This is a genomic window from Curtobacterium sp. VKM Ac-2865 (assembly GCF_015350905.1).
GTDB lineage: Bacteria > Actinomycetota > Actinomycetes > Actinomycetales > Microbacteriaceae > Curtobacterium.
This window is the reverse complement of the sequence record NZ_JADKRZ010000001.1, coordinates 828,173-852,651: the sequence shown is the minus strand read 5'-3', so window position 1 is coordinate 852,651 and position 24,479 is coordinate 828,173. Positions and strand designations below refer to the sequence as shown.

At 71.8% G+C, this 24,479-nt stretch carries 22 protein-coding genes; 20 read left to right on the top strand and 2 right to left on the bottom strand.

Features of this window, described 5'->3' with window-relative positions; all coding sequences use genetic code 11:
• Positions 1-2 precede the first annotated feature (2 nt).
• From dnaJ to ITJ54_RS04030, 14 genes are all read left to right on the top strand, one after another.
• The gene (gene dnaJ, locus ITJ54_RS04095; protein WP_194625995.1) at positions 3-1,118 is read left to right on the top strand and encodes a molecular chaperone DnaJ; all 1,116 of its coding nucleotides are present in this window, start codon (positions 3-5) and stop codon (positions 1,116-1,118) included.
• Positions 1,118-1,855: a 16S rRNA (uracil(1498)-N(3))-methyltransferase gene (locus ITJ54_RS04090; RefSeq protein WP_194625994.1), complete on the top strand. Its 738-nt coding sequence runs from the start codon at positions 1,118-1,120 to the stop codon at positions 1,853-1,855. Before dnaJ ends, ITJ54_RS04090 begins: the two co-directional genes overlap by 1 nt.
• Positions 1,856-1,920: 65 nt before the next feature.
• Entirely contained in the window at positions 1,921-2,262 is a 342-nt protein-coding gene (locus tag ITJ54_RS04085; RefSeq protein WP_194625993.1) for a histidine triad nucleotide-binding protein, read from the top strand.
• A gap of 58 nt (positions 2,263-2,320) precedes the next feature.
• Entirely contained in the window at positions 2,321-3,298 is a 978-nt protein-coding gene (locus ITJ54_RS04080) for a PhoH family protein (RefSeq protein WP_228508607.1), read from the top strand.
• A complete protein-coding gene (gene ybeY / locus ITJ54_RS04075) occupies positions 3,295-3,756 on the top strand; it encodes an rRNA maturation RNase YbeY (protein ID WP_194625991.1) in 462 nt (153 codons plus the stop codon). Before ITJ54_RS04080 ends, ybeY begins: the two co-directional genes overlap by 4 nt.
• A complete protein-coding gene (locus ITJ54_RS04070) occupies positions 3,753-5,084 on the top strand; it encodes a hemolysin family protein (protein ID WP_323741586.1) in 1,332 nt (443 codons plus the stop codon). The genes ybeY and ITJ54_RS04070 overlap by 4 nt, the downstream gene beginning before the upstream one ends.
• The gene (gene era, locus ITJ54_RS04065) at positions 5,081-6,019 is read left to right on the top strand and encodes a GTPase Era (RefSeq protein WP_194625990.1); all 939 of its coding nucleotides are present in this window, start codon (positions 5,081-5,083) and stop codon (positions 6,017-6,019) included. Before ITJ54_RS04070 ends, era begins: the two co-directional genes overlap by 4 nt.
• Before the next feature lie 56 nt (positions 6,020-6,075).
• Positions 6,076-7,314, top strand: coding sequence for a sensor histidine kinase (locus ITJ54_RS04060; RefSeq protein WP_194625989.1), 1,239 nt, complete (start codon positions 6,076-6,078; stop codon positions 7,312-7,314).
• Positions 7,311-7,982 carry a response regulator gene (locus ITJ54_RS04055; RefSeq protein WP_194625988.1) on the top strand — a complete coding sequence of 224 codons (672 nt, stop codon included), beginning with the start codon at positions 7,311-7,313 and terminating at the stop codon, positions 7,980-7,982. Before ITJ54_RS04060 ends, ITJ54_RS04055 begins: the two co-directional genes overlap by 4 nt.
• 130 nt (positions 7,983-8,112) lie before the next feature.
• Positions 8,113-8,865 (top strand): ABC transporter ATP-binding protein, encoded by a 753-nt coding sequence (locus ITJ54_RS04050; protein WP_194625987.1) that lies wholly within the window; start codon positions 8,113-8,115, stop codon positions 8,863-8,865.
• Positions 8,862-10,259: an ABC transporter permease gene (locus tag ITJ54_RS04045; RefSeq protein WP_194625986.1), complete on the top strand. Its 1,398-nt coding sequence runs from the start codon at positions 8,862-8,864 to the stop codon at positions 10,257-10,259. The genes ITJ54_RS04050 and ITJ54_RS04045 overlap by 4 nt, the downstream gene beginning before the upstream one ends.
• Before the next feature lie 226 nt (positions 10,260-10,485).
• Positions 10,486-12,261: a 2-isopropylmalate synthase gene (gene leuA, locus ITJ54_RS04040; RefSeq protein WP_194625985.1), complete on the top strand. Its 1,776-nt coding sequence runs from the start codon at positions 10,486-10,488 to the stop codon at positions 12,259-12,261.
• A 364-nt stretch (positions 12,262-12,625) separates the two neighbouring features.
• Positions 12,626-13,465: a DNA repair protein RecO gene (gene recO, locus ITJ54_RS04035; protein ID WP_194625984.1), complete on the top strand. Its 840-nt coding sequence runs from the start codon at positions 12,626-12,628 to the stop codon at positions 13,463-13,465.
• On the top strand, positions 13,462-14,259 hold the full coding sequence (locus ITJ54_RS04030; RefSeq protein WP_194625983.1) for an isoprenyl transferase: 798 nt from the start codon (positions 13,462-13,464) through the stop codon (positions 14,257-14,259). The genes recO and ITJ54_RS04030 overlap by 4 nt, the downstream gene beginning before the upstream one ends.
• A 127-nt stretch (positions 14,260-14,386) precedes the next feature.
• On the opposite strand, the gene ITJ54_RS04025 is transcribed toward ITJ54_RS04030, so the two are convergent.
• Entirely contained in the window at positions 14,387-15,394 is a 1,008-nt protein-coding gene (locus ITJ54_RS04025; RefSeq protein WP_194625982.1) for a LysR family transcriptional regulator, read from the bottom strand.
• 71 nt (positions 15,395-15,465) lie between these two features.
• Between ITJ54_RS04025 and ITJ54_RS04020 the strand changes: the two genes are divergently transcribed.
• The 3 genes from ITJ54_RS04020 to ITJ54_RS04010 all read left to right on the top strand — a co-directional run bounded on the left by ITJ54_RS04020 (position 15,466) and on the right by ITJ54_RS04010 (position 18,795).
• Positions 15,466-16,491, top strand: coding sequence for an aminotransferase class V-fold PLP-dependent enzyme (locus tag ITJ54_RS04020; protein ID WP_194625981.1), 1,026 nt, complete (start codon positions 15,466-15,468; stop codon positions 16,489-16,491).
• A gap of 60 nt (positions 16,492-16,551) precedes the next feature.
• Positions 16,552-17,937 (top strand): glycine--tRNA ligase, encoded by a 1,386-nt coding sequence (locus ITJ54_RS04015; protein ID WP_228508185.1) that lies wholly within the window; start codon positions 16,552-16,554, stop codon positions 17,935-17,937.
• A 123-nt stretch (positions 17,938-18,060) separates the two neighbouring features.
• Positions 18,061-18,795 (top strand): DsbA family oxidoreductase, encoded by a 735-nt coding sequence (locus ITJ54_RS04010; protein WP_194625979.1) that lies wholly within the window; start codon positions 18,061-18,063, stop codon positions 18,793-18,795.
• 218 nt (positions 18,796-19,013) lie between these two features.
• Here the strand turns inward: ITJ54_RS04010 and ITJ54_RS04005 are convergent, their stop codons facing one another.
• Positions 19,014-19,499, bottom strand: a complete 486-nt coding sequence (locus ITJ54_RS04005) for an aminoacyl-tRNA deacylase (protein WP_194625978.1) — start codon at positions 19,497-19,499, stop codon at positions 19,014-19,016.
• Between the two features lie 74 nt (positions 19,500-19,573).
• Here ITJ54_RS04005 and dusB point away from each other — a divergent pair, with 74 nt between their 5' ends.
• From dusB to dnaG, 3 genes are read left to right on the top strand one after another with little or no spacing between them, the layout of a single operon-like run.
• Entirely contained in the window at positions 19,574-20,764 is a 1,191-nt protein-coding gene (gene dusB / locus ITJ54_RS04000) for a tRNA dihydrouridine synthase DusB (protein ID WP_228508182.1), read from the top strand.
• The gene (locus ITJ54_RS03995; protein ID WP_194625977.1) at positions 20,761-22,050 is read left to right on the top strand and encodes a deoxyguanosinetriphosphate triphosphohydrolase; all 1,290 of its coding nucleotides are present in this window, start codon (positions 20,761-20,763) and stop codon (positions 22,048-22,050) included. Before dusB ends, ITJ54_RS03995 begins: the two co-directional genes overlap by 4 nt.
• Before the next feature lie 39 nt (positions 22,051-22,089).
• Positions 22,090-24,000, top strand: coding sequence for a DNA primase (dnaG, locus tag ITJ54_RS03990; RefSeq protein ID WP_194625976.1), 1,911 nt, complete (start codon positions 22,090-22,092; stop codon positions 23,998-24,000).
• Positions 24,001-24,479 lie beyond the last annotated feature (479 nt).

Genomic DNA, 24,479 nt, shown 5'->3' with positions numbered 1-24,479 from the left:
ACGTGGCAGACCACTACGACGTCCTCGGTGTCCCGCGCGACGCGGCCGACACCGACATCAAGAAGGCGTACCGCCGACTCGCGCGGGAACTCCACCCGGACGTGAACCCGAGCCCGGACGCCGCCGAACGCTTCAAGGACGTCACGCACGCGTACGACGTGCTGAGCGACCCCGAGCAGCGGCGCCGCTACGACGCCGGCCCCTCGGCTGACAGCCCCTTCGGGGGCGGCGGAGCAGCCGGCTTCAGCGACATCTTCGACGCCTTCTTCGGCGGCGGTGGCGGCGGTGGCCGTGGCAGCGGTCCCCGCAGCCGGGCCGAGCGCGGGCAGGACGCCCTGCTGCGCATCGACGTCGACCTCGACGAGGTCGTCTTCGGCACGCACAAGGACGTCGAGGTCGACACCGCGGTGCTCTGCGAGACGTGCGGCGGCTCGTGCTGCGCCCCGGGCACCAGCCCGCGCACGTGCGACATCTGCGGTGGGTCCGGCTCGATCCAGCGCCAGGTCCGCTCGCTGCTCGGCAACGTCGTGACGAGCGCGCCGTGCGGCACCTGCCGCGGCCACGGCACCGTCATCCCGAACCCCTGCCCGACGTGCCAGGGCCAGGGTCGCGTCCGCGCCCGTCGCACCATCCCGGTCGACATCCCCGCCGGTGTCGACTCCGGTCTGCGCCTCCAGATGCCCGGCCAGGGTGAGGTCGGCCCGGCTGGCGGCCCGTCCGGTGACCTGTTCCTCGAGGTCCGGGTGCACCACCACGACGTCTACAGCCGCGACGGTGACGACCTGCTCGCCACGCTCGAGGTCCCGATGACCGACGCGATCCTCGGCACCACCACGACGATCGACGGCCTCGACGGCCCGGTCGAGCTCGAGGTCCGGCCGGGCGTGCAGAGCGCTGACGTCCTGGTGATCAAGGACCGCGGCGTCACGAAGCTGCGCGGCAGCGGGCGTGGCGACCTCCGGATCGGCGTGCAGGTCGTGACCCCGACGAAGCTCTCGCACAAGGAACGTCAGCTCGTCGAGCAGCTCGCGAAGTCGCACAAGTCCGCGGCACCGCAGCTCGCCCGGTTCCAGCAGGGCATGTTCGGCAAGCTGCGCGACCGCTTCTTCAACTTCTGATGGCGTCGCTCTACCTGGTGGAGTCCCTCGACGGCGTGACCGTCGGGGACTCCGTCGCGCTCGACGGCGCCGAGGGCCGGCACGCGGTCACGGTGTCGCGGGTGCGGGTCGGGGAGACGCTCCGTCTCAGTGACGGCCGGGGCACGGTCGTGCTCGGACCGGTCGAGTCGCTCGATCGGGACGCGCTCGTGCTGAGCGTCGCGTCCGTGGTGGTCGAGGAACCCCCGTCCCCGTCGTTGACCCTCGTGCAGGCCCTGGCGAAGGGCGGCCGCGACGAGATGGCGGTGCAGGCCGCGACCGAGATCGGCGTCGACCGCGTCGTCCCGTGGTCGGCCGCACGCAGTGTCTCCCGGTGGGACGGCGCCAAGGTCGAGAAGGGCCGTGCGCGGTGGGCGGCCGTCGCGCACGAGGCCGCCAAGCAGGCGATCCGGTCGCGCGTGCCCACGGTGGACCCGCCGATGACGACCGCGCAGCTCGCGGCGGCGTCCTCGGACGGCGTCGTGCTCGTCCTGCTCGACCCCACCGCGACCGAGCGGCTCGCCACGTGGGAGCCCCCGGCCGACGCGACCGAGATCGCCCTGGTCGTCGGGCCCGAGGGCGGCATCGACGGCTCCGAGCTCGACCGCCTCGAAGCCGCCGGTGCGGTGCGGGTGCGACTGGGCGACACCGTCCTGCGCACCTCCACCGCGGGGCCTGCGGCACTGGCGGTCCTGCAGGCCCGGCTCGGCCGCTGGTGACCGCCGCGCGCAGCACCGTCGCACCGGGACGGCCCGGCGTCGGTCGGGCGTCCTACGATGGGGCCATGAGCAGCATCTTCGCGAAGATCGTCGCGCGCGACGTCCCGGCGACCATCGTGGCCGAGGACGACCGCGTCATCGCGTTCGAGGACATCGCCCCGAAGGCCCCGGTCCACGTCCTCGTGGTCCCGAAGACCGAGCAGTACCAGAACGTCACCGAGCTCGCGGTCGGTGACCCGGACCTCCTGGCGCACGTCGTCGCGACCGCCCAGCGCATCGCCGACGAGCGCTCCGGCGGGCAGTACCGGCTCGTCTTCAACACCGGCGAGACCGTCGGACAGACCGTGTTCCACGTGCACGCACACGTACTCGCAGGCGACCTGCAGGAAGGCACCCTTGCCAGCTGACGACACCGCACCCACCGAGACCGAAGCCGTCTCGGAACTCGCCGTCGACGGGATCGCGATGGTCCAGCTCCTCGGCCCCCAGGACCGACTGCTCAAGACCGTCGAACGCCAGTACCCCGGCGTCCGCGTGCTCGTCCGCGGCAACCAGGTCACCCTGACCGGCCCGGAGCGCGACGTCGCCCGTGCCCGCGCGCTCGTCGACGAGCTCGTGGACATGGTCAAGCGCGGCCAGGACATCGGCCAGTCGGACATCCCCACGTCCGCGCGCATCATCGACGAGGCCCGCAGCCCCGCTGACGTCTACGGCACGCCGATCGTGGCGAGCCGCGGCAAGTCCGTGCGCCCGAAGACGGACGGGCAGCGCCGGTACGTCGACGCCATCGACGAGAACACGATCACCTTCGGCATCGGCCCCGCCGGCACCGGCAAGACGTACCTGGCCATGGCCAAGGCCGTCCAGGCCCTGCAGCGGCGCGAGGTCACCCGCATCATCCTGACCCGTCCCGCGGTGGAGGCCGGCGAGCGGCTCGGGTTCCTGCCCGGCACGCTGACGGACAAGATCGACCCGTACCTCCGGCCGCTGTACGACGCGCTCAACGAGATGATGGACCCCGAGCTGGTCCCGAAGCTCCTGGCCGCCGGTACGGTCGAGGTCGCGCCGCTCGCGTACATGCGCGGGCGCACGCTCAACGACTCCTTCGTCGTGCTCGACGAAGCGCAGAACACCACGCCCGAGCAGATGAAGATGTTCCTCACCCGGCTCGGCTTCGGGTCGCGCATGGTCATCACGGGTGACATCACCCAGGTCGACCTGCCGGGCAACGTCTCCGGCCTGCGGCTGGTCACGCAGATCCTGTCCGAGGTCGAGGACATCCACTTCGCCCGGCTCGGCAGCGAGGACGTGGTCCGCCACACCCTGGTCGGTCGGATCGTCGACGCCTACACCGTCTACGACGAGCAGCGGCTGGTCGAGCAGGCCGAGCGCCGACAGACCGGCTCCCGACCGCACGACGACGCCAGAGGAGGCGCACGGTGAGCATCGAACTCAACAACGAGTCCGGCGTCGCGGTGGACGACGACGCCATCCAGCGTCTCGCCGCGTTCGCGCTCGACGCCATGCACGTGCACGCCGACGCGGAGCTCGCCGTCGTGCTCGTCGACGAGGGCGCGATGGAGCAGCTGCACCTGCGGTGGATGGACGAGCCGGGTCCCACCGACGTCCTGAGCTTCCCGATGGACGAGCTCCGCCCTGGTACCGAGGACGAGCCGACCCCGGCCGGGCTGCTGGGTGACATCGTGCTCTGCCCGCAGGTGGCCGAGGCCCAGGCGAAGACCGCCGGGCACTCCACCACCGACGAGCTCCTGCTGCTGACCTGCCACGGCATCCTGCACCTGTTGGGCTTCGACCACGCCGAGCCCGACGAGAAGGCCGAGATGTTCGGGCTGCAGGGGGAGATCCTCGCCGGGTTCGCCGCACAGCGCCGAGGGCGGTGACGGCAGTGCTCCTCGTCGCCGCCCTGCTCGCGGTGGCGTTCGTGCTCGTGGTCCTCGGCGGTCTGCTCGCGTCCGCCGACGCCGCGCTGGCCGTGTCCTCCCGCGCCGACCTCGACGAGATCGCCAAGGGCCACAAGCGCCGTCGGGCGATCGAGGCCATCGCCGACGACGTCGGTGCGCACGTCAACGCCCTGAACTTCTTCCGGGTGCTCGCCGAGACCGCCGCGGCCGTCCTGGTCACGATCGCGCTGTTCAGCGTGCTCGACACCTGGTGGCTGGCGCTCATCGTCTCCGCCGCGATCATGACGGCAGTGTCGTTCGTCCTGGTCGGTTCGAGCCCGCGCAGCGTCGGACGCGCCCACCCGGAGCAGCTCGTCGGGCTCACCGGTGGCCTCATCCACACCGTGCGCATCGTGCTGGGGCCGCTCGCCGGACTCCTCGTCGTCATCGGCGACCGGGTCACGCCGGGGCGGAACGGCAGCACGTCGAGCGTCTCCAGCGAGGAGCAGCTGCTCTCCCTCGTCGACGAGGCGACCGAGAGCAACGTCCTCGAAGCCGACGACCGCGAGCTGATCCACTCCGTCTTCGAGTTCAGCGACACCCTGGTGCGCGAGGTCATGGTGCCACGCACGGACATGGTCACCGCGGACGCCGCCGACACGCTGTCGGCCGTGATGGAGCAGTTCCTCGCCGCCGGGGTGTCCCGGATGCCGGTCACCGGGCGCGACAGCGACGACGTCCTCGGGGTCGTCTACCTCCGTGACCTCGCTCGTGCGCTGTACGAGAGCAAGAACGCCGGCGGCCGACCCGTCACGTCGCTGCTGCGCGTGGCCGAGTTCGTGCCGGAGTCGAAGCACGCCGACGACACCCTGCGCCACATGCAGGCCGCGAAGAACCACCTGGTGCTCGTCGTCGACGAGTACGGCGGGGTCGCCGGGCTCGTGACGATGGAGGACCTCATCGAGGAGCTCGTCGGCGACATCTCCGACGAGTACGACCGCACGGTGGTCGACCGCGTCGACCTCGGCGACGGGGTCTGGCGGGTCTCCGCCCGGATGCCGATCGACGACCTCGGCGACCTGTTCGGCATCGACCTCGACGACGACGACGTCGACACCGCCGGGGGGCTGCTCACCAAGGAGCTCGGACACCTGGCCACCGCGGGGGAGTCCGTGACCGTCTCCGGGGTCGTCCTGACCGCCGACCGGGTCGAGGGCAAGCGCCGCCACCTCATCTCCGTGCTCGCCGAACGCACCGACGCCCTCGAGCGCGTCGAGCAGGCGTTCGACGGCTTCGCAACCACCACGACGGGAACCCCCTCAGCATGAGCGACACCGACGACGGCGTCACCGAGCGCCCCACCACCTACCGAGCCGGCTTCGTGTCGTTCGTCGGCCGCCCAAACGTCGGCAAGTCCACGCTGACGAACGCGCTCGTCGGCGAGAAGGTCGCGATCACCTCGTCGAAGCCGCAGACGACACGACGGGCCATCCGCGGGATCGTGCACCGCCCCGACGGGCAGGTGATCATCGTCGACACCCCCGGCGTGCACCGCCCCCGCACGCTCCTCGGCGAACGGCTCAACGACCTCGTGCAGTCCACCCTCGGCGACGTCGACGTCATCGGGTTCTGCGTGCCGGCGAACGAACCGATCGGCCCGGGCGACCGCTTCATCAACGAGACCCTCGACCACTTCCCCCGCGCCAAGAAGGTCGCGATCGTGACGAAGGTCGACCGTGCCGGCAAGGAGAAGATTGCGCAGCAGCTCCTGGCCGTGTCGGAACTCCGCGAGTGGGACGCCATCGTGCCGACCTCCGGCACGGAGGGCACCCAGCTCGACGCCTTGCTCATGGAGATCACCAAACTGATGCCCGAGTCGCCGGCACTGTACGGCGCGGACGCCATCACCGAGGAGACGAACGAGGAGCGCATCTCCGAGCTCATCCGCGAAGCCGCCCTCGAGGGCGTCCGTGACGAGCTCCCGCACTCCCTGGCCGTGCTCATCGAGGACATGGTCGAACCCGACCCCGACGACGATCCCAGCGGGCCGCTGCGGATCTTCGCGAACCTGTTCGTGGAGCGGGACAGCCAGAAGTCGATCGTCATCGGACACAAGGGCGAGCGGCTGAAGGACGTCGGCATCCGCGCACGCGCCGAGATCGAGTCGCTGCTCGGCGGACGCCACGTGTACCTCAACATCCGGGTGAAGGTCGCCAAGGAGTGGCAGCGCGACCCGAAGCAGCTCGGGCGCCTGGGCTTCTGACGCCGGTCATCCGACGGACGGACGCGCACGTGCCCCGCCAGTCGTACCGTGGACGGGTGTTCCGTCCCGTGCTGCGCAGCCAGATCGTCACCGACGTCCTCATCGCCGTGGGCCTCGGGGGGCTCGTGGTGCTCGTGGCGTCGGGCGGGCTCTTCGCGCGCGACCAGGCGGTCATCGTCGTCGGGATGACCGCGGCGTTGGCCCTCCGGCGTCTGTCGCCGGGTCTGGCGCTCTCGGTCGCCTGGATCACTGCGATCTACCAGATGGTGACCGGTCAGCAGCCGGACCCGTCGAACATCTTCATCGCCGGCGTCATGTACACGACCAGCGCGTACGGCAGCCAGCGAGTCCGGGTCGCCGGCGCGGTCTCGGCGATCGCCGGTGCCCTGACGGCGGCCCTGTACGTCGGGATCCCGGACTACATCACGCGCCTGCACGAACCGACCCAGGACGGGCCCGTGATCGAGTCCGGGAGGGTCTTCGGCGCCGTCCTGATCGTCGTGCTCGCGCTGCTGCTGTTGCCGTGGCTCGGTGGCGTGGTCGCCCGGACGCGCCAGACCGCGCGGATGAGTCGTGAGGCCCAGCTGCTGGCGGAACGAGACGCCGCTCGTGCCGACCGCGCGGTCGCTGTGGAGCAGGAGCGCGTCAGCATCGCCCGCGACATGCACGACATCGTCGCGCACTCCCTCGCCGTGGTGATCGCGCAGGCCGACGGTGCGCGGTACGCGCTCAAGGCCGACCCCGCGGTGGCGGACCAGGCGCTCGGGACGATCTCGAGCACGGCCAGGCGGGCGCTCGGTGACGTCCGCGAACTCCTCGGGGCGCTGCGGCACGAGCAGGGCACCACGCCGACCCCGGACATCGACGACATCGAACGGCTCGTCGGGGAGATGCGCGAGGTCGGCCTCGAGGTCGACGTCGAACGCATCGGTGACCCGAGCAGCCTGCCGACGAGCACGCAGCTCGCGGTGTACCGGATCGTGCAGGAGAGCCTGACGAACGCCTACAAGCACGGCGAACGCGGCACCCCGGTCCACGCGTCCCTGACCTACCGCCCCGACACCGTCGAGATCGACGTGGTGAACCGTCGCTCCGACGACGGCCGCGCCGGACCCGGCACCGGCCACGGACTGGTGGGGATGCGGGAGCGTGCGACCCTGTCCGGAGGCACGATGACCGCGGGTCCGCGCGGGCAGGACTTCGCCGTCGCCGTCCGCATGCCAGCACACCCCGCCACCGGGCAGATGCCCCGCGGACTCTTCACCTCGACCGACCAGGAGCGCACCGCGCCATGACCGACACCCCCATCCGCGTCGCCCTCGTCGACGACCAGGCGCTCTTCCGCACCGGCATCCGGATGCTCATCGACTCCCAGCCGGACCTACGCTTCGTCGGAGAGGCCGGCAACGGCGCCGAGGGCGTCGAGCTCGTCCATCAGAGTCGACCCGACGTGGTGCTCATGGACGTCCGCATGCCCGTGATGGACGGCATCACCGCCACCGCGCGCATCGTCGAGGACTCCGGCACGGACGGCGCCAAGGTCCTGGTGCTGACGACGTTCGACTTCGACGAGGCCGCTGCCAAGGCCATCCGCGCGGGTGCCAGCGGCTTCGTGCTCAAGGACGCCGACCCCGAGTTCCTGCTCGCAGCGATCCGCACCGTGCACGCGGGCACGGCGGTCTTCGCGGCGTCGGCGACCCGCGAACTCCTCCGACGGTACGACGACACCGCCGAGCGGGCCGCGAACGTCCCCGCCGCGGTCAACGACCTCACGCCGCGGGAACGCGAGATCTTCGACCTCGCCGCCCGTGGGTTCAGCAACAGCGAGATCGCCCAGCACGAGTTCGTGAGCGAGGCGACGGTCAAGACCCACATCTCCCGGGTCCTCAGCAAGCTCGGCCTGCGCGACCGGGTCCGCCTGGTGGTCTTCGCCCACGAGCACGGCCTCGTCACGAAGGACTGACCCCGCACCATGCGGTGTCGCGACGTCATCCGACAGGATGAGTCCTGCACCGGGAAGTGCACCGAGCGGTCCATCCACAGGAGCCGACCGGCGGACGCGGGACGGGCCTCCTGGGCGTCATCGTTGGACCATGACCACCAGCCACGCTCCCATCATCCGACTCGACCACGTCTCCAAGCACTTCGGTGACGCGGCCCGCCGCGTCACCGCACTCGACGACGTCAGCGTCGACATCGGCGCGGGCGAGTTCACCGCGGTGATGGGCCCGTCCGGCTCCGGCAAGTCCACGCTCATGCACGTCGCAGCCGGGCTCGACACCGTGTCGACCGGCCGCATCCACATCGACGGCGTCGACATCACCGACCTCGGCGACAAGGACCTCACCGAGCTCCGGCGGCGCCGGCTCGGCTTCGTCTTCCAGTCGTTCAACCTGGTCCCGACGCTCGACGTCAGCGAGAACATCCGGCTGCCGTTCCTGCTCGGCGGGCACCGGACGTCTGCTGAGGAGAACGCCTGGATCGACCGGCTCGTGGACCAGCTCGGGCTGGGAAACCGGCTCTCGCACCGTCCGCACCAGCTGTCCGGCGGGCAGCAGCAGCGCGTCGCGATCGCCCGCGCGTTGGCGTCCCGTCCTGCCGTCGTCGTCGCCGACGAACCGACCGGCGCCCTCGACTCCCGCACGGGGCGGGACGTCCTCGGGATCCTCCGCGGTGCCGTCGCCGAGTGGGGCCAGAGCGTCGTGATGGTGACCCACGACCCGGTCGCCGCCGCCAACGCGGACCGCATCCTGTTCCTCGCCGACGGCCGCATCGTGGGCGACCGCCCCGCGATGAGCGCCGCCGAGATCTCCACCACGATGCTCGGGATGGAGGCCGCAGCATGAACGCCGTCCGCGACTTCTCGCCCACCATCCTCGTCGCCGCGCTCGGCACCACGTTCGGTTCCGCGCTGGTCATCGCGCCGGGCATCGTGACCGAGGCACTCCGGACGGCCGGCCTGGGCGACGTCGCCTCGGTGAAGTCCGTGCTCGACGTCGTCGGGTGGCTCTTCCTCGGCATCGCGCTGTACGTCGGGGCGATCGTCACCGCCAACACCTGCGCCACGCTGATCGCCGGACAGACGCGGGTCATCGCGCTCCAGCGGCTCGTGGGCGCCACCGGTGCCACCCTGCGTTCCAGGATCACCCGCGCCGGGCTGGTGGTCGGGGTGATCGGTGGCCTCATCGGCGTCGTCGTCGGCACCGGGCTGTCCGCGCTGTTCGTCGCGGTGCTCCGCGGCAACGGCTTCCTGCCCGACACGTCGTACACACTCGTGCCGTGGCAGCTCGTGCTCCCGGTCATCGCCGTCGTGCTCGCCACCTGGGGGGCCTTCGCGGTCGGGTCGCGTCGCGTGCTGACCGTCACCCCGTTGCAGGCCCTGTCGTCCGTCGTCGAACCGAGCCACGACGACGTCAAGTCGGGCCTGCCGCGGAAGGTCTGGGCGATCCTGCTCATGGCCGGCGGCGCTGCGCTGATGCTGCTCGGCCTCCTGCTCAGCTCCAGCACCCCGATCGCCGTGCTCCCCGCGGCCCTCGGCGGGTTCATCTCGTTCGCCGGCGTCGCCGTCGGTGCCACGCTCGTGATGCCGCCGGTCCTGTCCCTGATCGGACGGATCGGCGCGAAGGACCCGGTGGTGCTCCTCGCTGGCCGGAACGCGCTGCGGGCACCCGGGCGTGCCTCGCGGGCGACCATCGGGCTCGTCATCGGCGTGACGCTGCTGGTCACGTTCGCCGTCGCCCTCGGGATGATGCAGCACCTGCTCGAGGAGCAGCTCCGCGCACAGTTCGGCGGCGGCGGCAAGGCGCAGGTCGAGCAGCTCCGGGACGTCTTCGTGCAGGTCAACGGGGTCGTCAGCGTGATCGTCGGCTTCTCCGCCGTGATCGCCGCCGTCGGGGTCGTCAATGCCCTCGCGCTCGGTGTGCTGCAGCGGCGCCGCGAGCTCGGGCTCCTGCGGGTGCTGGGGCTCACCGGGGCGCAGGTCCGTCGGATGATCATCACCGAGGCCGTCCAGATGGTGGTCGCGGCCGTCGTCACCGGGTTGGTGCTCGGCACGGTGTACGGCTGGGTCGGCGGGCAGACGCTGCTCGGGTCGCTGGGGTCGCCCGGAGCACCGGTACTGCCGCCGCTGACGATCTTCATCGTGGTCGTCGGGGCACTCGTCCTCGCGGTCGCCGCCACGGTCGCCCCGGTCCGCCGGGCGATGCGCGTCTCGCCGACGGAGGCCCTCGCGGTCGACTGACGCGCTGCCGCGCCCGTCGCGGCGGGCGCGGCACCGGCGACCCCGCGCACGCCGCGCTGTCACACGGGTGACGTGCGGTGCTACGGTGAACGGGATGTACTCGGCGCTCCTCCTCCTTCGCTGCCGCGACGAGGCCTGACTCAACGGCCCACCTCGTCGCGGAGTCCGTCGTGGCCGCACACACGCGAGTGCTGACGACCAGCGCAACGACGAAAGCGACGAAACGATGCAGAACACCCAGCGCCCCTCCGGGATGCCGATCCACAAGTACGTCCCGTTCCACGAGCAGATCACGGTCGAGCTGCCGGACCGCACCTGGCCGACGAAGCGCATCGAGAAGGCCCCTCGCTGGTGTGCCGTCGACCTGCGTGACGGCAACCAGGCACTCATCGACCCGATGGACGCCGAGCGCAAGCGCGCGATGTTCGACCTGCTGGTCGGCATGGGCTACAAGGAGATCGAGGTCGGGTTCCCGAGCGCCTCGCAGACGGACTTCGACTTCGTCCGCAGCCTGATCGACGAGGGCGCGATCCCCGACGACGTCACGATCCAGGTGCTGACCCAGGCGCGCGAGCACCTCATCCAGCGCACCTACGAGGCGATCGACGGTGCCAAGCAGGCCATCGTCCACCTCTACAACTCGACCTCGATCGTGCAGCGCGAGGTCGTGTTCCGCACCGACGTCCAGGGTGTCGTGGACATCGCCGTCGCCGGTGCGAAGCTGTGCAAGGCCGCCGAGGCCACGCTGCAGCACGACACCACCGTCTACTACGAGTACTCGCCGGAGTCCTACACGGGCACCGAGCTCGAGGTCGCGCTGCAGATCTGCAACGCCGTGCTCGAGGTCTTCGAGCCCACCCCGGACCGCAAGGTGATCATCAACCTGCCCGCGACGGTCGAGATGGCGACGCCGAACGTCTACGCCGACTCGATCGAGTGGATGTCCCGGCGCCTGGCGCACCGCGAGGACGTGCTGCTCTCCCTGCACCCGCACAACGACCGTGGCACCGCCGTGGCCGCCGCCGAGCTCGGCTACCTGGCCGGCGCGGACCGCATCGAGGGCTGCCTGTTCGGCAACGGGGAGCGCACCGGCAACGTCGACCTGGTCGCCCTCGGCATGAACCTGTTCACGCAGGGCATCGACCCGGAGATCTCCTTCTCGGACATCGACCAGGTCAAGCGCACCGTCGAGTACTGCAACCAGCTGCCCGTGCCGGAGCGCCAGCCGTGGGCGGGCGACCTCGTCTACACGGCCTTCAGCGGTTCCCACCAGGACGCCATCAACAAGGGCTTCGACGCGATGAAGGCGAAGGCCGCGGCGGCGGGCAAGTCCATCGACGAGGTCGAGTGGGCCGTTCCCTACCTGCCCGTCGACCCGAAGGACATCGGCCGGTCGTACGAGGCCGTCATCCGCGTCAACTCCCAGTCGGGCAAGGGCGGAGTGGCGTACCTGCTCAAGACCGACCACGCCATCGACCTGCCCCGCAAGCTGCAGATCGAGTTCTCCGGCGTCGTGCAGCAGCGCACCGACACCGAGGGCGGCGAGTTCAGCTCGGACAAGATCTGGGACCTGTTCCGCGACGAGTACCTGCCGGCACCCGTCGACGAGGACAAGTGGGGCCGCTACGAGATCACGAAGACGGCGACCTCGAGCGACTTCGACGGCACGACGAACCTGTCGGTCGCGATGCGCGTCGACGACGGCAGCGTCACCGCCGAGGCCGTCGGCACCGGTCCGATCGACGCCTTCCTCACCGTGATGCGGGAGCAGGGCGTCGCGGTCACGCTGTACGACTACTCGGAGCACACCATGAGCGCCTCGGGTGACGCCAAGGCCGCTTCGTACGTCGAGCTCGACGTCGACGGCACACGGCTGTGGGGCGTCGGCATCGACGCCGACATCGCGACCGCGTCGCTCAAGGCGATCGTCTCCGCGGTGAACCGCGCGGTCCGCGCGGGCGCCGCCTCCGGCGCGACGTCGCCGGAGCTCGTCACCGCGTAGCACCGCGCCGCTCTGCGGCTCGGAGCACGCCCGCCCGCGCTGAGATCGCACTTCGTGCCGGCTCGCGAAGCGAGGACCCGACACGAAGTGCGATCTCAGCGGTCTTGGTTGCGCGGGCTAGTGCGAGTGCGGGGCTGGACGGCGTGACCGGGGCCGGGAGGCGCGGTGCGGGTCCGACCCGCACCGCGCCTCCCGGCCGTGGTGCGTTCGCACCCATGTCGGGTGTGATGGCAAGCGGATTCGCGCGTTGCAGGTCGGAAGATGTGACCCGCTACGCGCGGGAGGACCCGCGACGCGCGAGAGGACCCGCTGCGCGCGGCCGCGCCTGGAGCGGGGTGTCGGCGCGGCGGGGGATACTGGGGGCATGCCGCTGTACCGGGACGAGTGCGTCGTGCTCCGCACCCACAAGCTCGGTGAGGCGGACCGCATCGTCACCATGCTCAGCCGCCAGCACGGCAAGATCCGTGCGGTCGCGAAGGGCGTGCGGCGGACGGCGTCGAAGTTCGGCAGCCGCCTCGAGCCGTTCATGGTCGTCGACGCCCAGTTCTACGAGGGCCGCTCGCTCGACATCGTCACGCAGGCCGAGTCCCTCGGGGCGTACGGCGCGCAGATCGTGGCCGACTACAGCGCGTACACCGCGGCCAGCGCCATGGTCGAGACCGCCGACCGTCTGAGTGAGGCGGACGCCGGCCTGCAGCAGTACCTGCTCCTCGTCGGGGCACTGCGGTCGCTGTCCCGCGGCGAGCACGTGCCGTCCGCGACGCTCGACTCCTACCTGCTGCGGGCGATGAGCATCGCGGGGTGGGCGCCCTCGTTCTCGGACTGCGCGGTCACGGGCGAGCCTGGCCCGCACTCGGCGTTCGTCGTCCAGCTCGGCGGGGTCGTGGCGGACGGGGCTGCGCCGCCCGGGTCGCCGCGACTCGACGTCACGACGCTCGACATCCTGGGGTCGCTGCTCGCGGGGGACTGGGCCTCGGTGGACGCGGCGGACGAACGGACCAGGTCGCGGGCCTCCGGCGTGGTCGCCGCGTACGCCCAGTGGCACCTGGAACGATCGCTCAAGTCGCTGCCGCACGTCGACCGCACGGAGCACCCCGCCCCGGTTCCGCTCACGCACGACGGGCCGGCTGCGACGGCACGGGCGGTCGCCGCGACGCCGACCCCGGCCCTCCCCGACGTCCACGAAGGAACCAGCACCGCATGAGCCCCCGCCGCACCGACGCTCCCGAGCCCTTCCGTCCGGTCGACTGGACGGGGCAGACGCCCCCGGCGATCCCGCAGCGGTTCGTCCCCGAGCACGTGGCGATCGTGATGGACGGCAACGGTCGGTGGGCGAACGGCCGTGGGCTCACGCGGATCGAGGGCCACAAGGCGGGCGAGGCCTCGCTCCTCGACGTCGTCGCCGGCGGGATCCAGATCGGCGTCAAGCACATCTCGGCCTATGCGTTCTCGACGGAGAACTGGAAGCGTTCCCCCGAGGAGGTGCGCTTCCTGATGGGCTTCAACCGCGACGTGATCCGGCGTCGGCGCGACCAGCTCAACGAGTGGGGCGTGCGGGTGCGGTGGGCCGGTCGGCGTCCTCGGCTGTGGCGGAGCGTCATCGACGAGCTCGAGACCGCCGAACGGATGACGGCGGGCAACGACGTCCTGACGCTGACCATGTGCGTCAACTACGGCGGCCGGAACGAGATCGTCGACGCCGTCCGGGGGATGGCCGAGGACGTCGCCGCGGGGAAGCTCAAGCCGAGCCAGGTGACCGAGAAGGCCCTGGCCCGCCGCCTCTACGTGCCGGACATGCCCGACGTCGACCTGTTCCTGCGGAGCTCGGGCGAACAGCGGACCAGCAACTTCCTGCTGTGGCAGTCGGCGTACGCGGAGATGGTGTTCCTCGACCGGCTCTGGCCGGACTTCCGGCGCACCGACCTGTGGGGCGCGGTGGAGGAGTACGCCCGCCGCGACCGGCGCTTCGGCGGCGCGGTGGACGTCCCGACCGCCTGACCCCGGGCGGCGGCGCGGGCACGAGTCTCGCCCCCGCGGACACCGTGCGCGTTCCGGCACCCGCAGGATGTCCGCGCAGCCGAGTCTCGGCACCGCGAACCCGCGCCGCGGACCGAACCCACGCGGCTCAGGCGAGCAGGGCCGCGGCCGACCGCACGGCCTCGAGCGTGGCGCGGACACTCGGCACCCGCTCGGCCCCGCGGGCGACGACGACCTCGACGTGGCGGGCCAGGTCCTCGTCCACGGGGTCGACCGACACCCCGGCGGGGATGACCGTCGTCGCGAGGGCCAACCGGGGGAGCAGCGCCACCCCGAGCCCCGCTGCGACGAGCCCCACGACCGCTGCGGCGTTGTCGGTCTCGAGCACGATGTCCGGCGTGAACCCGGCCGTCGCGCACGAGGCGAGCAGGTGCCCCCGGCAGCGCGGGCAGCCCCCGATCCACCGGGCGTCCCGCTGCGACGCGAGGTCCACGACGACCGACCGGTCGCCAGCAGCAGCGCCTGACCCAGCCACGGCGCCACCCGTACCGACGGGACCACCGCGATCCGAGCCTCCAGACCGGACCGCCGACTCCGCAACCGCACCTGCCCCCACCGGCGTGACCAGCGCCAACGGGTCCCGCCCGATCGACCGCGTCAGCAGCCCCGGGTCCGGCACCGCCCCGACCTCGTCGCCCACGTAGGTGAAGGTCAGCGCGACGTCCGCCTCCCCGCGCCGCAGCATCGCGAGCGCCTCGGGCGGTTCGACCTCGACGTAGGTGGTCGTGACGCCGGGGACGCGGTCGGCCAGCCAGGCGAGCACGGCCGGGACGAGCGTGGAGGACGCACTCGGGAACCCGGCGATCCGGACCCGCCCGCGGGTGAGGCCGCCGACGGCGTCGAGGTCCTCGCGGGCGGCGGTCAACGCTGCCTGCACGTGCAGGGCGTGGTCGGCGAGGACCTGCCCGGCCTCGGTCAGGCTCACGCCGCGGGCACCGCGGAGCACGAGGGCGTGGCCGAGTCGCTGTTCTGCGCGCTGGAGCAGCTGGCTGACGGCAGGCTGGCTGTACCCGAGGGACGCCGCGGCACCGGTGATGGAGCCGGCGTCGGCGACGGCACGGAGGGTCCGGAGCAGCTGCGGGTCGAGGTCGTCCACAACGAGATGTTATGGCAGGGCGAAGCAAGCTGTCCTGGTGTGATGCCCGGGCCGGCACGACGATGGCGTCCATGGACTCCTTCGTCGACGGCCACGGCTACCTCGCCGCCTGCACCGCCGGGCTCCCGACGCACGGGACGCTCGCCGCGATGCGGTCCGACCTCGACCTCTGGGGAGGCGGCCACGTGGACCCGGTCCGCTACGGCGGCCTCGTCGAGGCGGGCCGCGAGCTCTTCGGCCAGGTGGTCGGCGTGCCCGCGGAGCGGATCGCGACCGGCTCGCAGACCTCGGCGATGACGGCGGTCGTCGCGGCGGCGCTGCCCGACGGCGCCGAGGTGGTCGTGCCCGACGGTGACTTCAGCTCGATCGTGTTCCCGTTCCTCGCCCAGGCGCACCGCGGCGTCCGCGTCCGGAGCGTGCCGCTCCAGGCGCTGGCGACCAGTCTGCGGTCCGACACCGCGCTCGTCGCGTGGTCCGCCGTGCAGTCAGCCACCGGCGTCGTCGTGGACTCGGCAGCCATCGTCGCGGCTGCGCGCATGGTCGGCGCCCGGACGCTCTGCGACCTCACCCAGGCGGCCGGGGTGCTGCCGGTGTCGGCCGAGCCGTACGACGTGACGGTCACCCACGCCTACAAGTGGCTCTGCGCGCCGCGCGGCGTCGCCTTCATGACCCTCTCGGACGACGCGCTCGGCTGGCTGCGCCCGACCCAGGCCGGCTGGTACGCGGGCGCGGACGTCTGGGCCTCCTGCTACGGGCCGGCCATGCGGCTCGCCGACGACGCCCGCCGCTTCGACGTGTCCCCGGCCTGGCAGGCCTGGCCCGGGGCGGTCGCCGCCCTGCGGCACGTCGCGTCCCTCGACACGGCATCGGCCTGGAGGCACGCCACCGGCCTCGCAGACCGGCTGACGGACGCCATCGGGTCGGCCCGGCAGACGCAGGCGATCGTGACGATCCCGGACGCGTCCGGCTCCGCGCTGGCGGCGCTGCGGGCGGCGGGGATCACCGCGTCGGGCCGTGCGGGGCGGCTCCGGCTCGCCTTCCACCACTGGAACGACGAGTCGGACGTGGACGCCGTCGCCGCGGTGCTCGCCCGTTAGGCTTGCCCGGTCCCTTCCCCGCACCGAGCATCCAGCTCGGCGACACTGATGGAGTTCTCCTTGGCTCAGCCCTCCCGTCTCGACTCGGTCATCGCCCTCGCGAAAGGCCGCGGCTTCGTCTTCCAGTCGGGTGAGATCTACGGCGGTTCGCGCTCGGCGTGGGACTACGGGCCCCTCGGCGTCGAGCTGAAGGAGAACATCAAGCGCCAGTGGTGGCAGCGGTTCGTCCGCGGACGCGGGGACATGGTCGGGCTCGACTCCGCCGTCATCCTGCCCCGCAAGGTGTGGGAGGCCTCCGGGCACGTCGCGACGTTCACCGACCCGCTCGTCGAGTGCCTGCACTGCCACCACCGCTTCCGCGAGGACCACCTCATCGAGGCCTTCGAGGCCAAGAAGGGCCGCGCGCCCGAGGGCGGCATGGCGGAGATCGCCTGCTCGAACTGCGGCACCCGCGGTGAGTGGACCGAGCCCCGCGAGTTCTCCGGCATGCTCAAGACCTACCTCGGCCCGGTCGAGTCGGAGGAGGGCCTGAACTTCCTCCGCCCGGAGACCGCGCAAGGCATCTTCGTCGACTTCGCCCAGGTCGTCACGACCAGCCGGATGAAGCCCCCGTTCGGCATCGGCCAGGTCGGCAAGGCGTTCCGCAACGAGATCACGCCCGGCAACTTCATCTTCCGCACGCGCGAGTTCGAGCAGATGGAGATCGAGTACTTCGTCCCGCCGGCCTCGGCGGGGGAGCACTACGAGCAGTGGATCGCCGACTCGGTCGCGTGGTTCACCGACCTCGGCATCGACCCGGAGAACCTGCGCCGCTTCGACGTGCCGGACGGCGAGCGTGCGCACTACTCCGACGCCACCGCCGACATCGAGTACCGCTTCGGTTTCCAGGGCACCGAGTGGGGCGAGCTCATGGGCGTCGCGAACCGCACGGACTTCGACCTCAACAACCACATCGAGTCCTCGGGCAAGGACCTTCGCTTCTTCGACCAGGCGGCGAACGAGAAGTACGTGCCGTACGTCATCGAGCCGTCGTTCGGCCTGACGCGTGCGCTCATGGCGTTCCTGCTCGACGCGTACCACGAGGACGAGGCCCCGAACGCGAAGGGCGGCGTGGACAAGCGCACCGTGCTGCGCCTCGACCCGCGCCTGGCGCCCGTCAAGGCCGCCGTGCTGCCGCTGTCCCGCAACGAGCAGCTCTCGCCCGTCGCCCGCGGCCTCGCTGACGACCTGCGCAAGGTCTGGAACGTGGACTTCGACGACGCCGGCGCGATCGGTCGTCGCTACCGTCGCCACGACGAGATCGGCACGCCGTTCTGCATCACCGTCGACTTCGACACGCTCGAGGACCAGGCCGTCACCGTGCGCGAGCGCGACACGATGAGCCAGGAGCGCGTCGGCCTCGACCGCCTGCAGGGGTACCTCGCGGAGCGCCTGCTCGGCGCGTAGCCGGCACCACCACGGCGCCACGGCACCACGGAACGGACACAGCACCGCGCATCGTCGTGGTGCTGTGTCCGTTGCGCGGTGTGGTGCAGGAATAGGAGCACCACGGCCGCGTTGTCGTTGAGCATGAGCGACTCTGTGAAGGTGGACGTCTGGTCTGACATCGCCTGCCCCTGGTGCTACATCGGCAAGCGCAAGTTCGAGGCCGGCGTCGCCGCGTTCGGTGCCACGGGTGATGGGCACAGTGTCGAGATCGAGTACCACTCGTTCGAGCTGAGCCCCGACACCCCGGTGGACTTCGAGGGGACCGAAGCCGAGTTCCTCTCCCAGCACAAGGGCCTGCCGGTGCAGCAGGCGCAGCAGATGATCGACCAGGTCGCCGGCATCGCCGCGCAGGTCGACCTGCACTACGACTACGACGCCCTCCGGCACACCAACACGGTGAAGGCGCACCAGGTCATCCACCTCGCCAAGCAGCACGGCAAGCAGCTCGAGATGGTCGAGCGGCTCTTCGCCGCCTACTTCGAGCGCGGTGAGCACGTCGGACAGGACGACTCGCTTGCCGACCTCGGCGCCGAGGTCGGGCTCGACCGCGACGAGGTGCTGCGCACCCTCCGCGACGACGCCCAGCTCGCCGCCGTGCGCGCCGACCAGGCCCAGGCGCAGGCCTTCGGCATCAACGGGGTGCCGTTCTTCGTCATCGACGGCAAGTACGGCGTCTCGGGCGCCCAGGACCCGGCGGCGTTCGAGCAGGTGCTGCAGCAGGTCGTCGCGCTCCGCGGCACGACGCCGGAGGAGGTCGCCTCGGCGACCGAGCGCGCGACGGACGACGCGAGCGCCGACGTGGCGGCGACCCGATGACGGGCCTCGGCATGCCTGCGGGCGGTGGGGCGGGCCTCCCGGCCGGTGTGGACGGAAAGGTCGGTCTGGAGGCTCGACCTGCGCTCCTGACGCTGGTCACCCCCGGTGGGGCACCGGTCTGCGAGGGCGACGCGTGCTTCGTGCCCGGCGCCGAGGGGGACTGGAGCGAGGTCCCGGACTGAGGGCGTCCCTGGCCAGCGCCAGCGTTCCTCGTCGCTTCAGCGCTGCGGTTCCTCGTCCGTGATGTCGGCGACCGTCGCGCCGTACGCGGCGATGAGGTCGTCGGCGTCCACGAAGGCGCTCGCGCCGTGTCGGCCGGCGCCGAGTGCCACCCGGCGGCCGACGATCCGCTCGTCGGCGTAGACGGGCAGGTCCCCGGTCGCGCCGATCGGGGTGATGGTGCCGCGTTCGTAGCCGGAGGCCTCGAGGGCCGTGGCGGCGTCGGGCATCGAGAGCTTGTTGACGCCGACGACGGCGCGGAGCTTCTTCCAGGCGATGCTGCGGCCGCCGGGGACGAGCGCCAGCACGAAGTCGCCGTCGTGGCGCTTCACGACGAGGGTCTTCACGACGTCGCCAGCCGTGATGCCGAGCAGTTCGGCGGCCTGGGCCAGGGAGTCCGCGGCGGGACGTTCGACGACCTCGACGTGCAGCCCGCGGGCGGTGGCGTCGGCGTCGAAGCGGGCGATGGGGTCGGTCGTCGTCATGGGGACAACGCTAGTTCTCCACAGCTGTCCGCGCTTCCGCAGGGATGGCGAGGGGCATGGGACAATGAAGGGGTATGACCATCACACACGCACCCGTCGACGCCCACGCCGGTGCCCCGCTCGGGGTCCCGGCGAAGCCGCTGCGCATCGGCCCGATCCAGGTCGACGTGCCCGTCGTGCTCGCGCCGATGGCCGGGATCACGAACACGGCCTACCGCCGGCTCTGCCGCGAGTACGGCGCCGGGCTGTACGTCTGCGAGATGATCACGTCCCGCGCCCTGGTCGAACGCACGCCCGAGTCGATGCGGCTCATCCAGCACCACGAGTCCGAGACCCCGCGGTCGATCCAGCTGTACGGCGTCGAGCCGAACACCGTGGCCGAAGCCGTCACCATGCTCGTGTCCGAGGACCGCGCCGACCACATCGACCTGAACTTCGGGTGCCCGGTGCCGAAGGTCACGCGCAAGGGCGGCGGTGCGGCGCTGCCGTGGAAGACGGACCTGTTCCGCGACCTCGTCACGAAGGCCGTCCGCGCCGCCGGGGACGTCCCCGTCACGGTGAAGATGCGCAAGGGCATCGACGCCGACCACCTCACCTACCTCGACGCCGCCCGCATCGCGCGGGACGCCGGCGTCGCCGCGGTCTCGCTGCACGCGCGCACCGCGAACGAGCACTACTCCGGCCAGGCGGACTGGTCGGCGATCGCGACGCTGAAGGAAGCGGTCACCGACATCCCCGTCCTCGGCAACGGCGACATCTGGTCCGCCGCCGACGCCCTGCGCATGGTCGACGAGACCGGCTGCGACGGTGTCGTCGTCGGGCGCGGCTGCCTGGGGCGGCCGTGGTTGTTCGGCGACCTCGCGGCGGCGTTCCGCGGCGAGGGGCTGCGCTACATGCCGACCCTCGGGGAGGTCGCCGAGGGGTTCCGTCGACACGTGGAGCTGCTCGTGGAGTTCTTCGAGTCCGAGGACCACGGGTGCCGCGACATGCGCAAGCACGTCGCCTGGTACTTCAAGGGGTACCCCATCGGCAGCGACGTCCGGTCCGGGCTCGCACTGGCATCGAGCCTGCAGGAGATCGACGACCTGCTCGGCCAGCTCGACGCCGCGGCCCCCTACCCGGGTGCCGGTGCCGAGGGCCCCCGCGGTCGCGCCGGGCACCCGAAGCGGACGGCACTGCCCGACCGCTGGCTCGAGTCCCACGACGTCGACGCGGAGTTCCGCAAGGTCCTCGCCGCCGCCGAGATGCACCACAGCGGCGGATGAGCGCCACCGCCTCGTACGGGCCCGCCGACGCCGAGCGCTGGCTGCCCGAGGAGCACGGCAGCCGCCGCTCCGACTTCGCCCGTGACCGCGCCCGCCTGCTGCACTCCAGCGCGCTCAGGCGTCTGGCCGCCAAGACCCAGGTGCTCAGCCCGACGACGGGGCTCGACTTCGCGCGGAACCGCCTGACGCACTCGCTCGAGGTCGCTCAGGTCGGCCGGGAGCTCGCCGACTCGCTCGGGCTCGACCCCGACGTCGTCGACACCGCCTGCCTGGCACACGACATCGGCCACCCGCCGTTCGGCCACAACGGCGAGACCGCGGTCAACGCCTGGGCGGTGGGCATCGGCGGGTTCGAGGGCAACGCGCAGACCCTGCGGCTGCTCACGCGGCTCGAGCCGAAGGTCTACGGCTCCGGGCCGGACCAGGACCGCGCCTACGGTCTCAACCTGACCCGGGCATCGCTCGACGCCTCGTGCAAGTACCCGTGGCCGGCGTCGCAGGGTGTCGGCGAAGCGTCCTCCGGGCGCACGAAGTTCGGGTTCTACGACGACGACCACGACGCCTTCGAGTGGCTCCGCGCCGGCGCTCCCCGACGCCAGCGCTGCATCGAGGCCCAGGTGATGGACCTGTCCGACGACATCGCGTACTCCGTCCACGACTTCGAGGACGCCGTCGTCGCCGGGTTCATCGACGTCGCCGCGCTGGGGGACCGGGTCGGCGAGAACGACATCGTGTCCGCCATGCACGCCTGGGTCGGGGACGACCTCAGCCGCGACGAACTGCTCGAGGCCTTCGACCGACTCCGGGCGCTGCCGCTGTGGATGACCTCGTACGACGGCTCCCGACGCGACTCCGCCCGGCTGAAGAACCTGACGTCGCAGCTCATCGGTCGGTTCGCCCGCACGGCGACGACGGCCACGCGGGACGCCTACGCCTCGGGGTCGCTGGTCCGGTTCGCCGCGTCGGTCGTCACCCCGCCGGAGATCATCGGCGAGATCGCGGTGCTCAAGGGCATCGTCGCGGCGTTCGTGATGACGCAGGGCGACCGGCAGCCGGTGTACGAGGACCAGCGCCGTGTGCTGACCGAGCTCCTCGACGTGCTGGCCGATCGCGGTGACGACGCCCTCGAGCCCGGGTTCGCCGCCGACTGGCGCCAGGCCGACGACGACACCGGGCGCCTGCGGGCCGTCGTGGACCAGGTCGCGAACCTCACCGACCAGGGCGCGATCGCATGGCACCGTCGTCTCGTCGTGGGCGAACGCGAGACCGTCCACATCCCCGTCTGAGCGGTCGGCGTGCCCAGTCCCGCGAACTAGGATCGAGGGGTGGCTGGACTCATCGCGCGGAACGACATCGACGAGGTTCGCGCACGCGTGAACATCGCCGACGTCGTCGGTGACTACGTCACGCTGAAGTCCGCCGGGGTGGGCTCGTTGAAGGGACTCTGCCCCTTCCACGACGAGCGCTCCCCGTCGTTCCACGTCCGCCCGCAGGTCGGGCGGTACCACTGCTTCGGGTGCGGCGAGGACGGCGACGTCTTCAGCTTCATCATGAAGCAGGACCACACCACGTTCTCCGAGGCCGTCGAGCGGATGGCCGCGAAGATCGGCTTCACCCTCCACTACGACGAGGGCGACGGGCCCCGCACCGACTACAACACCCGGGCGCGGCTCATCGCGGCGAACGAGGCCGCGGCCAAGTACTACGTCGCGCAGCTCACGACGCCGCAGGCCGAGCCCGCCCGGCGCTTCCTGGGGGAGCGCGGCTTCGACCCGGCCGCCGCGGCGCACTTCGGCGTGGGGTTCGCCCCGAAGTCGTTCGACGCGCTGAAGGACCACCTCAAGGGGCAGGGCTTCACGCTCGAGGAACTGACCTCGGCCGGGCTCGTCAGCCAGGGTGACCGGTCTCCGTACGACCGCTTCCGTGGGCGCCTGATGTGGCCGATCCGCGACGTCACCGGCGCCACGATCGGCTTCGGTGCCCGGCGGCTGCTCGAGGACGACAAGGGCCCGAAGTACCTCAACACCCCCGAGACCCCGATCTACCACAAGAGCCACGTGCTCTACGGGCTCGACCTCGCCCGCCGCGACATCTCGAAGCAGAAGCAGGTCGTCATCGTCGAGGGCTACACCGACGTCATGGCCTGCCACCTCGCCGGCATCACCACCGCGGTCGCCACGTGCGGCACGTCGTTCGGTGTCGACCACATCAAGGTGCTGCGGCCGATGCTCGGCGACGTCAGCGGGGGCGACCCGAACGCCAACGGCGAGGTCGTCTTCACGTTCGACCCGGACGAGGCCGGCCAGCGGGCCGCGTCCAGGGCGTTCGCCGAGGAGCAGCGCTTCGCCGCACAGACCTACGTCGCCGTGGCGCCCGGCGGCCTCGACCCGTGCGACCTCCGGTTGGCGCGGGGCGACGACGCGATCCGCCGACTGGTGACCAACAAGCGTCCGATGTTCGAGTTCATGATCCGTCGCACGCTCGACGGCCACGACCTCGAGACGGTGGAGGGCCGCGTCGCCGCGCTCCGGTCGGCCGCGCCCGTGCTCGCCGGCATCCGTGACCGTTCGCTGACCCAGGGCTACGTCCGGGAGCTCGCGGGGTGGCTCGGCCTCGAGATGGGCGAGGTCCGGAGTGCCGTCGAGGGCGCTCGTTCCCGCGCCGCCTCGGACGCCCGCTCGCACAGCTCGGTGCCGGTCGGCCAAGCCGGCCCGGGCGGGCAGCTCGTCGCACCGCTCGACGAGCCGGTCGCCGGACTCCGGTCGCTGCCGAACGACCTCATCACCCGGATGGAGCGCGACGCCGTGATGGCGATGGTGCAGCAGCCGACGTCGGTCGGTGCGCCACTGCTCGGCCTCGCCGCCGCAGCGACCTTCTCCGCGCCGATGCTCGCCGTGGTGCGGGACGCCGTCGTGGCCAACGTCGATGCCCTCGGTGCGTCGGACTGGCTCGACCGCCTCACCTCGGACGTGCCGGCGCCCGTCCGCGGCCTGGTGTCCGAGCTCGCGCTGGCGCCGATCCCCGCCCGCACCGACGAGGACCTCGCCATCTACTGCCGCGGGATCGTCGTGGCGCTCGTCGAGCGGGACCTGCTCGCGCGCAAGGCCTCGCTCCTCGGGCAGCTGCAGCGCGCCGACCCGAACGAGCAGTCCGACCGCCGTGGTGAGATCCAGCGGCAGCTCGTCGACCTCGACGCGCAGCGGATGCGGCTGCGCGCCGACGCCGAGTCCGCCTAGCCCCGGGAGCGGCCCGCGCCCCGCGCACCGTGCGCGGTCCTCCGCGCGGTGCGAGCTTGCGCTCCCGGTGCGCCGCGACGGGGCCGCACGGGGTGCTCGACCTCGCACCACCGGGCGGGGGCGGCGTGGCGGGCGCGGGCCGAGCCTCCCGACATGTTCGCTGAGATCGCACTTCGTGTCGGCATGCGGGCGGGGGAGCCGACACGGAGTGCGATCTCAGCGGGGGCTGACCCCGCTGCGCACCGAGCGCGGTCGTCCGCGTGGCGCGAGCTTGCGCTCCCGGTGCGCCGCGACGGGGCCGCACGGGGTGCTCGACCTCGCACCACCAGGCGGGGGCGGCGGGGCGGGCGTGGGCCGAGCCTCCCGACCGGTCGGGACACACCGACAGCGGCACGCCGACTGGTCGCCGGACGTCGCTCGGGCCGCACGCGTGCGACGGAACACGGCCGCTCGGCGGAACCGAGCGGGGTGTCACGACC

Excerpts from the sequence above, each read along its gene's own strand:
- ITJ54_RS04090 (WP_194625994.1), top strand. The coding sequence starts at position 1,118 with ATGGCGTCGCTCTACCTGGTGGAGTCCCTCGACGGCGTGACCGTCGGG.
- ITJ54_RS04085 (WP_194625993.1), top strand. The coding sequence starts at position 1,921 with ATGAGCAGCATCTTCGCGAAGATCGTCGCGCGCGACGTCCCGGCGACC.
- ITJ54_RS04080 (WP_228508607.1), top strand. The coding sequence starts at position 2,321 with ATGGTCCAGCTCCTCGGCCCCCAGGACCGACTGCTCAAGACCGTCGAA.
- era (WP_194625990.1), top strand. The coding sequence starts at position 5,081 with ATGAGCGACACCGACGACGGCGTCACCGAGCGCCCCACCACCTACCGA.
- ITJ54_RS04055 (WP_194625988.1), top strand. The coding sequence starts at position 7,311 with ATGACCGACACCCCCATCCGCGTCGCCCTCGTCGACGACCAGGCGCTC.
- ITJ54_RS04050 (WP_194625987.1), top strand. The coding sequence starts at position 8,113 with ATGACCACCAGCCACGCTCCCATCATCCGACTCGACCACGTCTCCAAG.
- ITJ54_RS04045 (WP_194625986.1), top strand. The coding sequence starts at position 8,862 with ATGAACGCCGTCCGCGACTTCTCGCCCACCATCCTCGTCGCCGCGCTC.
- leuA (WP_194625985.1), top strand. The coding sequence starts at position 10,486 with ATGCAGAACACCCAGCGCCCCTCCGGGATGCCGATCCACAAGTACGTC.
- recO (WP_194625984.1), top strand. The coding sequence starts at position 12,626 with ATGCCGCTGTACCGGGACGAGTGCGTCGTGCTCCGCACCCACAAGCTC.
- ITJ54_RS04030 (WP_194625983.1), top strand. The coding sequence starts at position 13,462 with ATGAGCCCCCGCCGCACCGACGCTCCCGAGCCCTTCCGTCCGGTCGAC.
- ITJ54_RS04020 (WP_194625981.1), top strand. The coding sequence starts at position 15,466 with ATGGACTCCTTCGTCGACGGCCACGGCTACCTCGCCGCCTGCACCGCC.
- ITJ54_RS04010 (WP_194625979.1), top strand. The coding sequence starts at position 18,061 with ATGAGCGACTCTGTGAAGGTGGACGTCTGGTCTGACATCGCCTGCCCC.
- ITJ54_RS04005 (WP_194625978.1), bottom strand. The coding sequence starts at position 19,499 with ATGACGACGACCGACCCCATCGCCCGCTTCGACGCCGACGCCACCGCC.
- dusB (WP_228508182.1), top strand. The coding sequence starts at position 19,574 with ATGACCATCACACACGCACCCGTCGACGCCCACGCCGGTGCCCCGCTC.
- ITJ54_RS03995 (WP_194625977.1), top strand. The coding sequence starts at position 20,761 with ATGAGCGCCACCGCCTCGTACGGGCCCGCCGACGCCGAGCGCTGGCTG.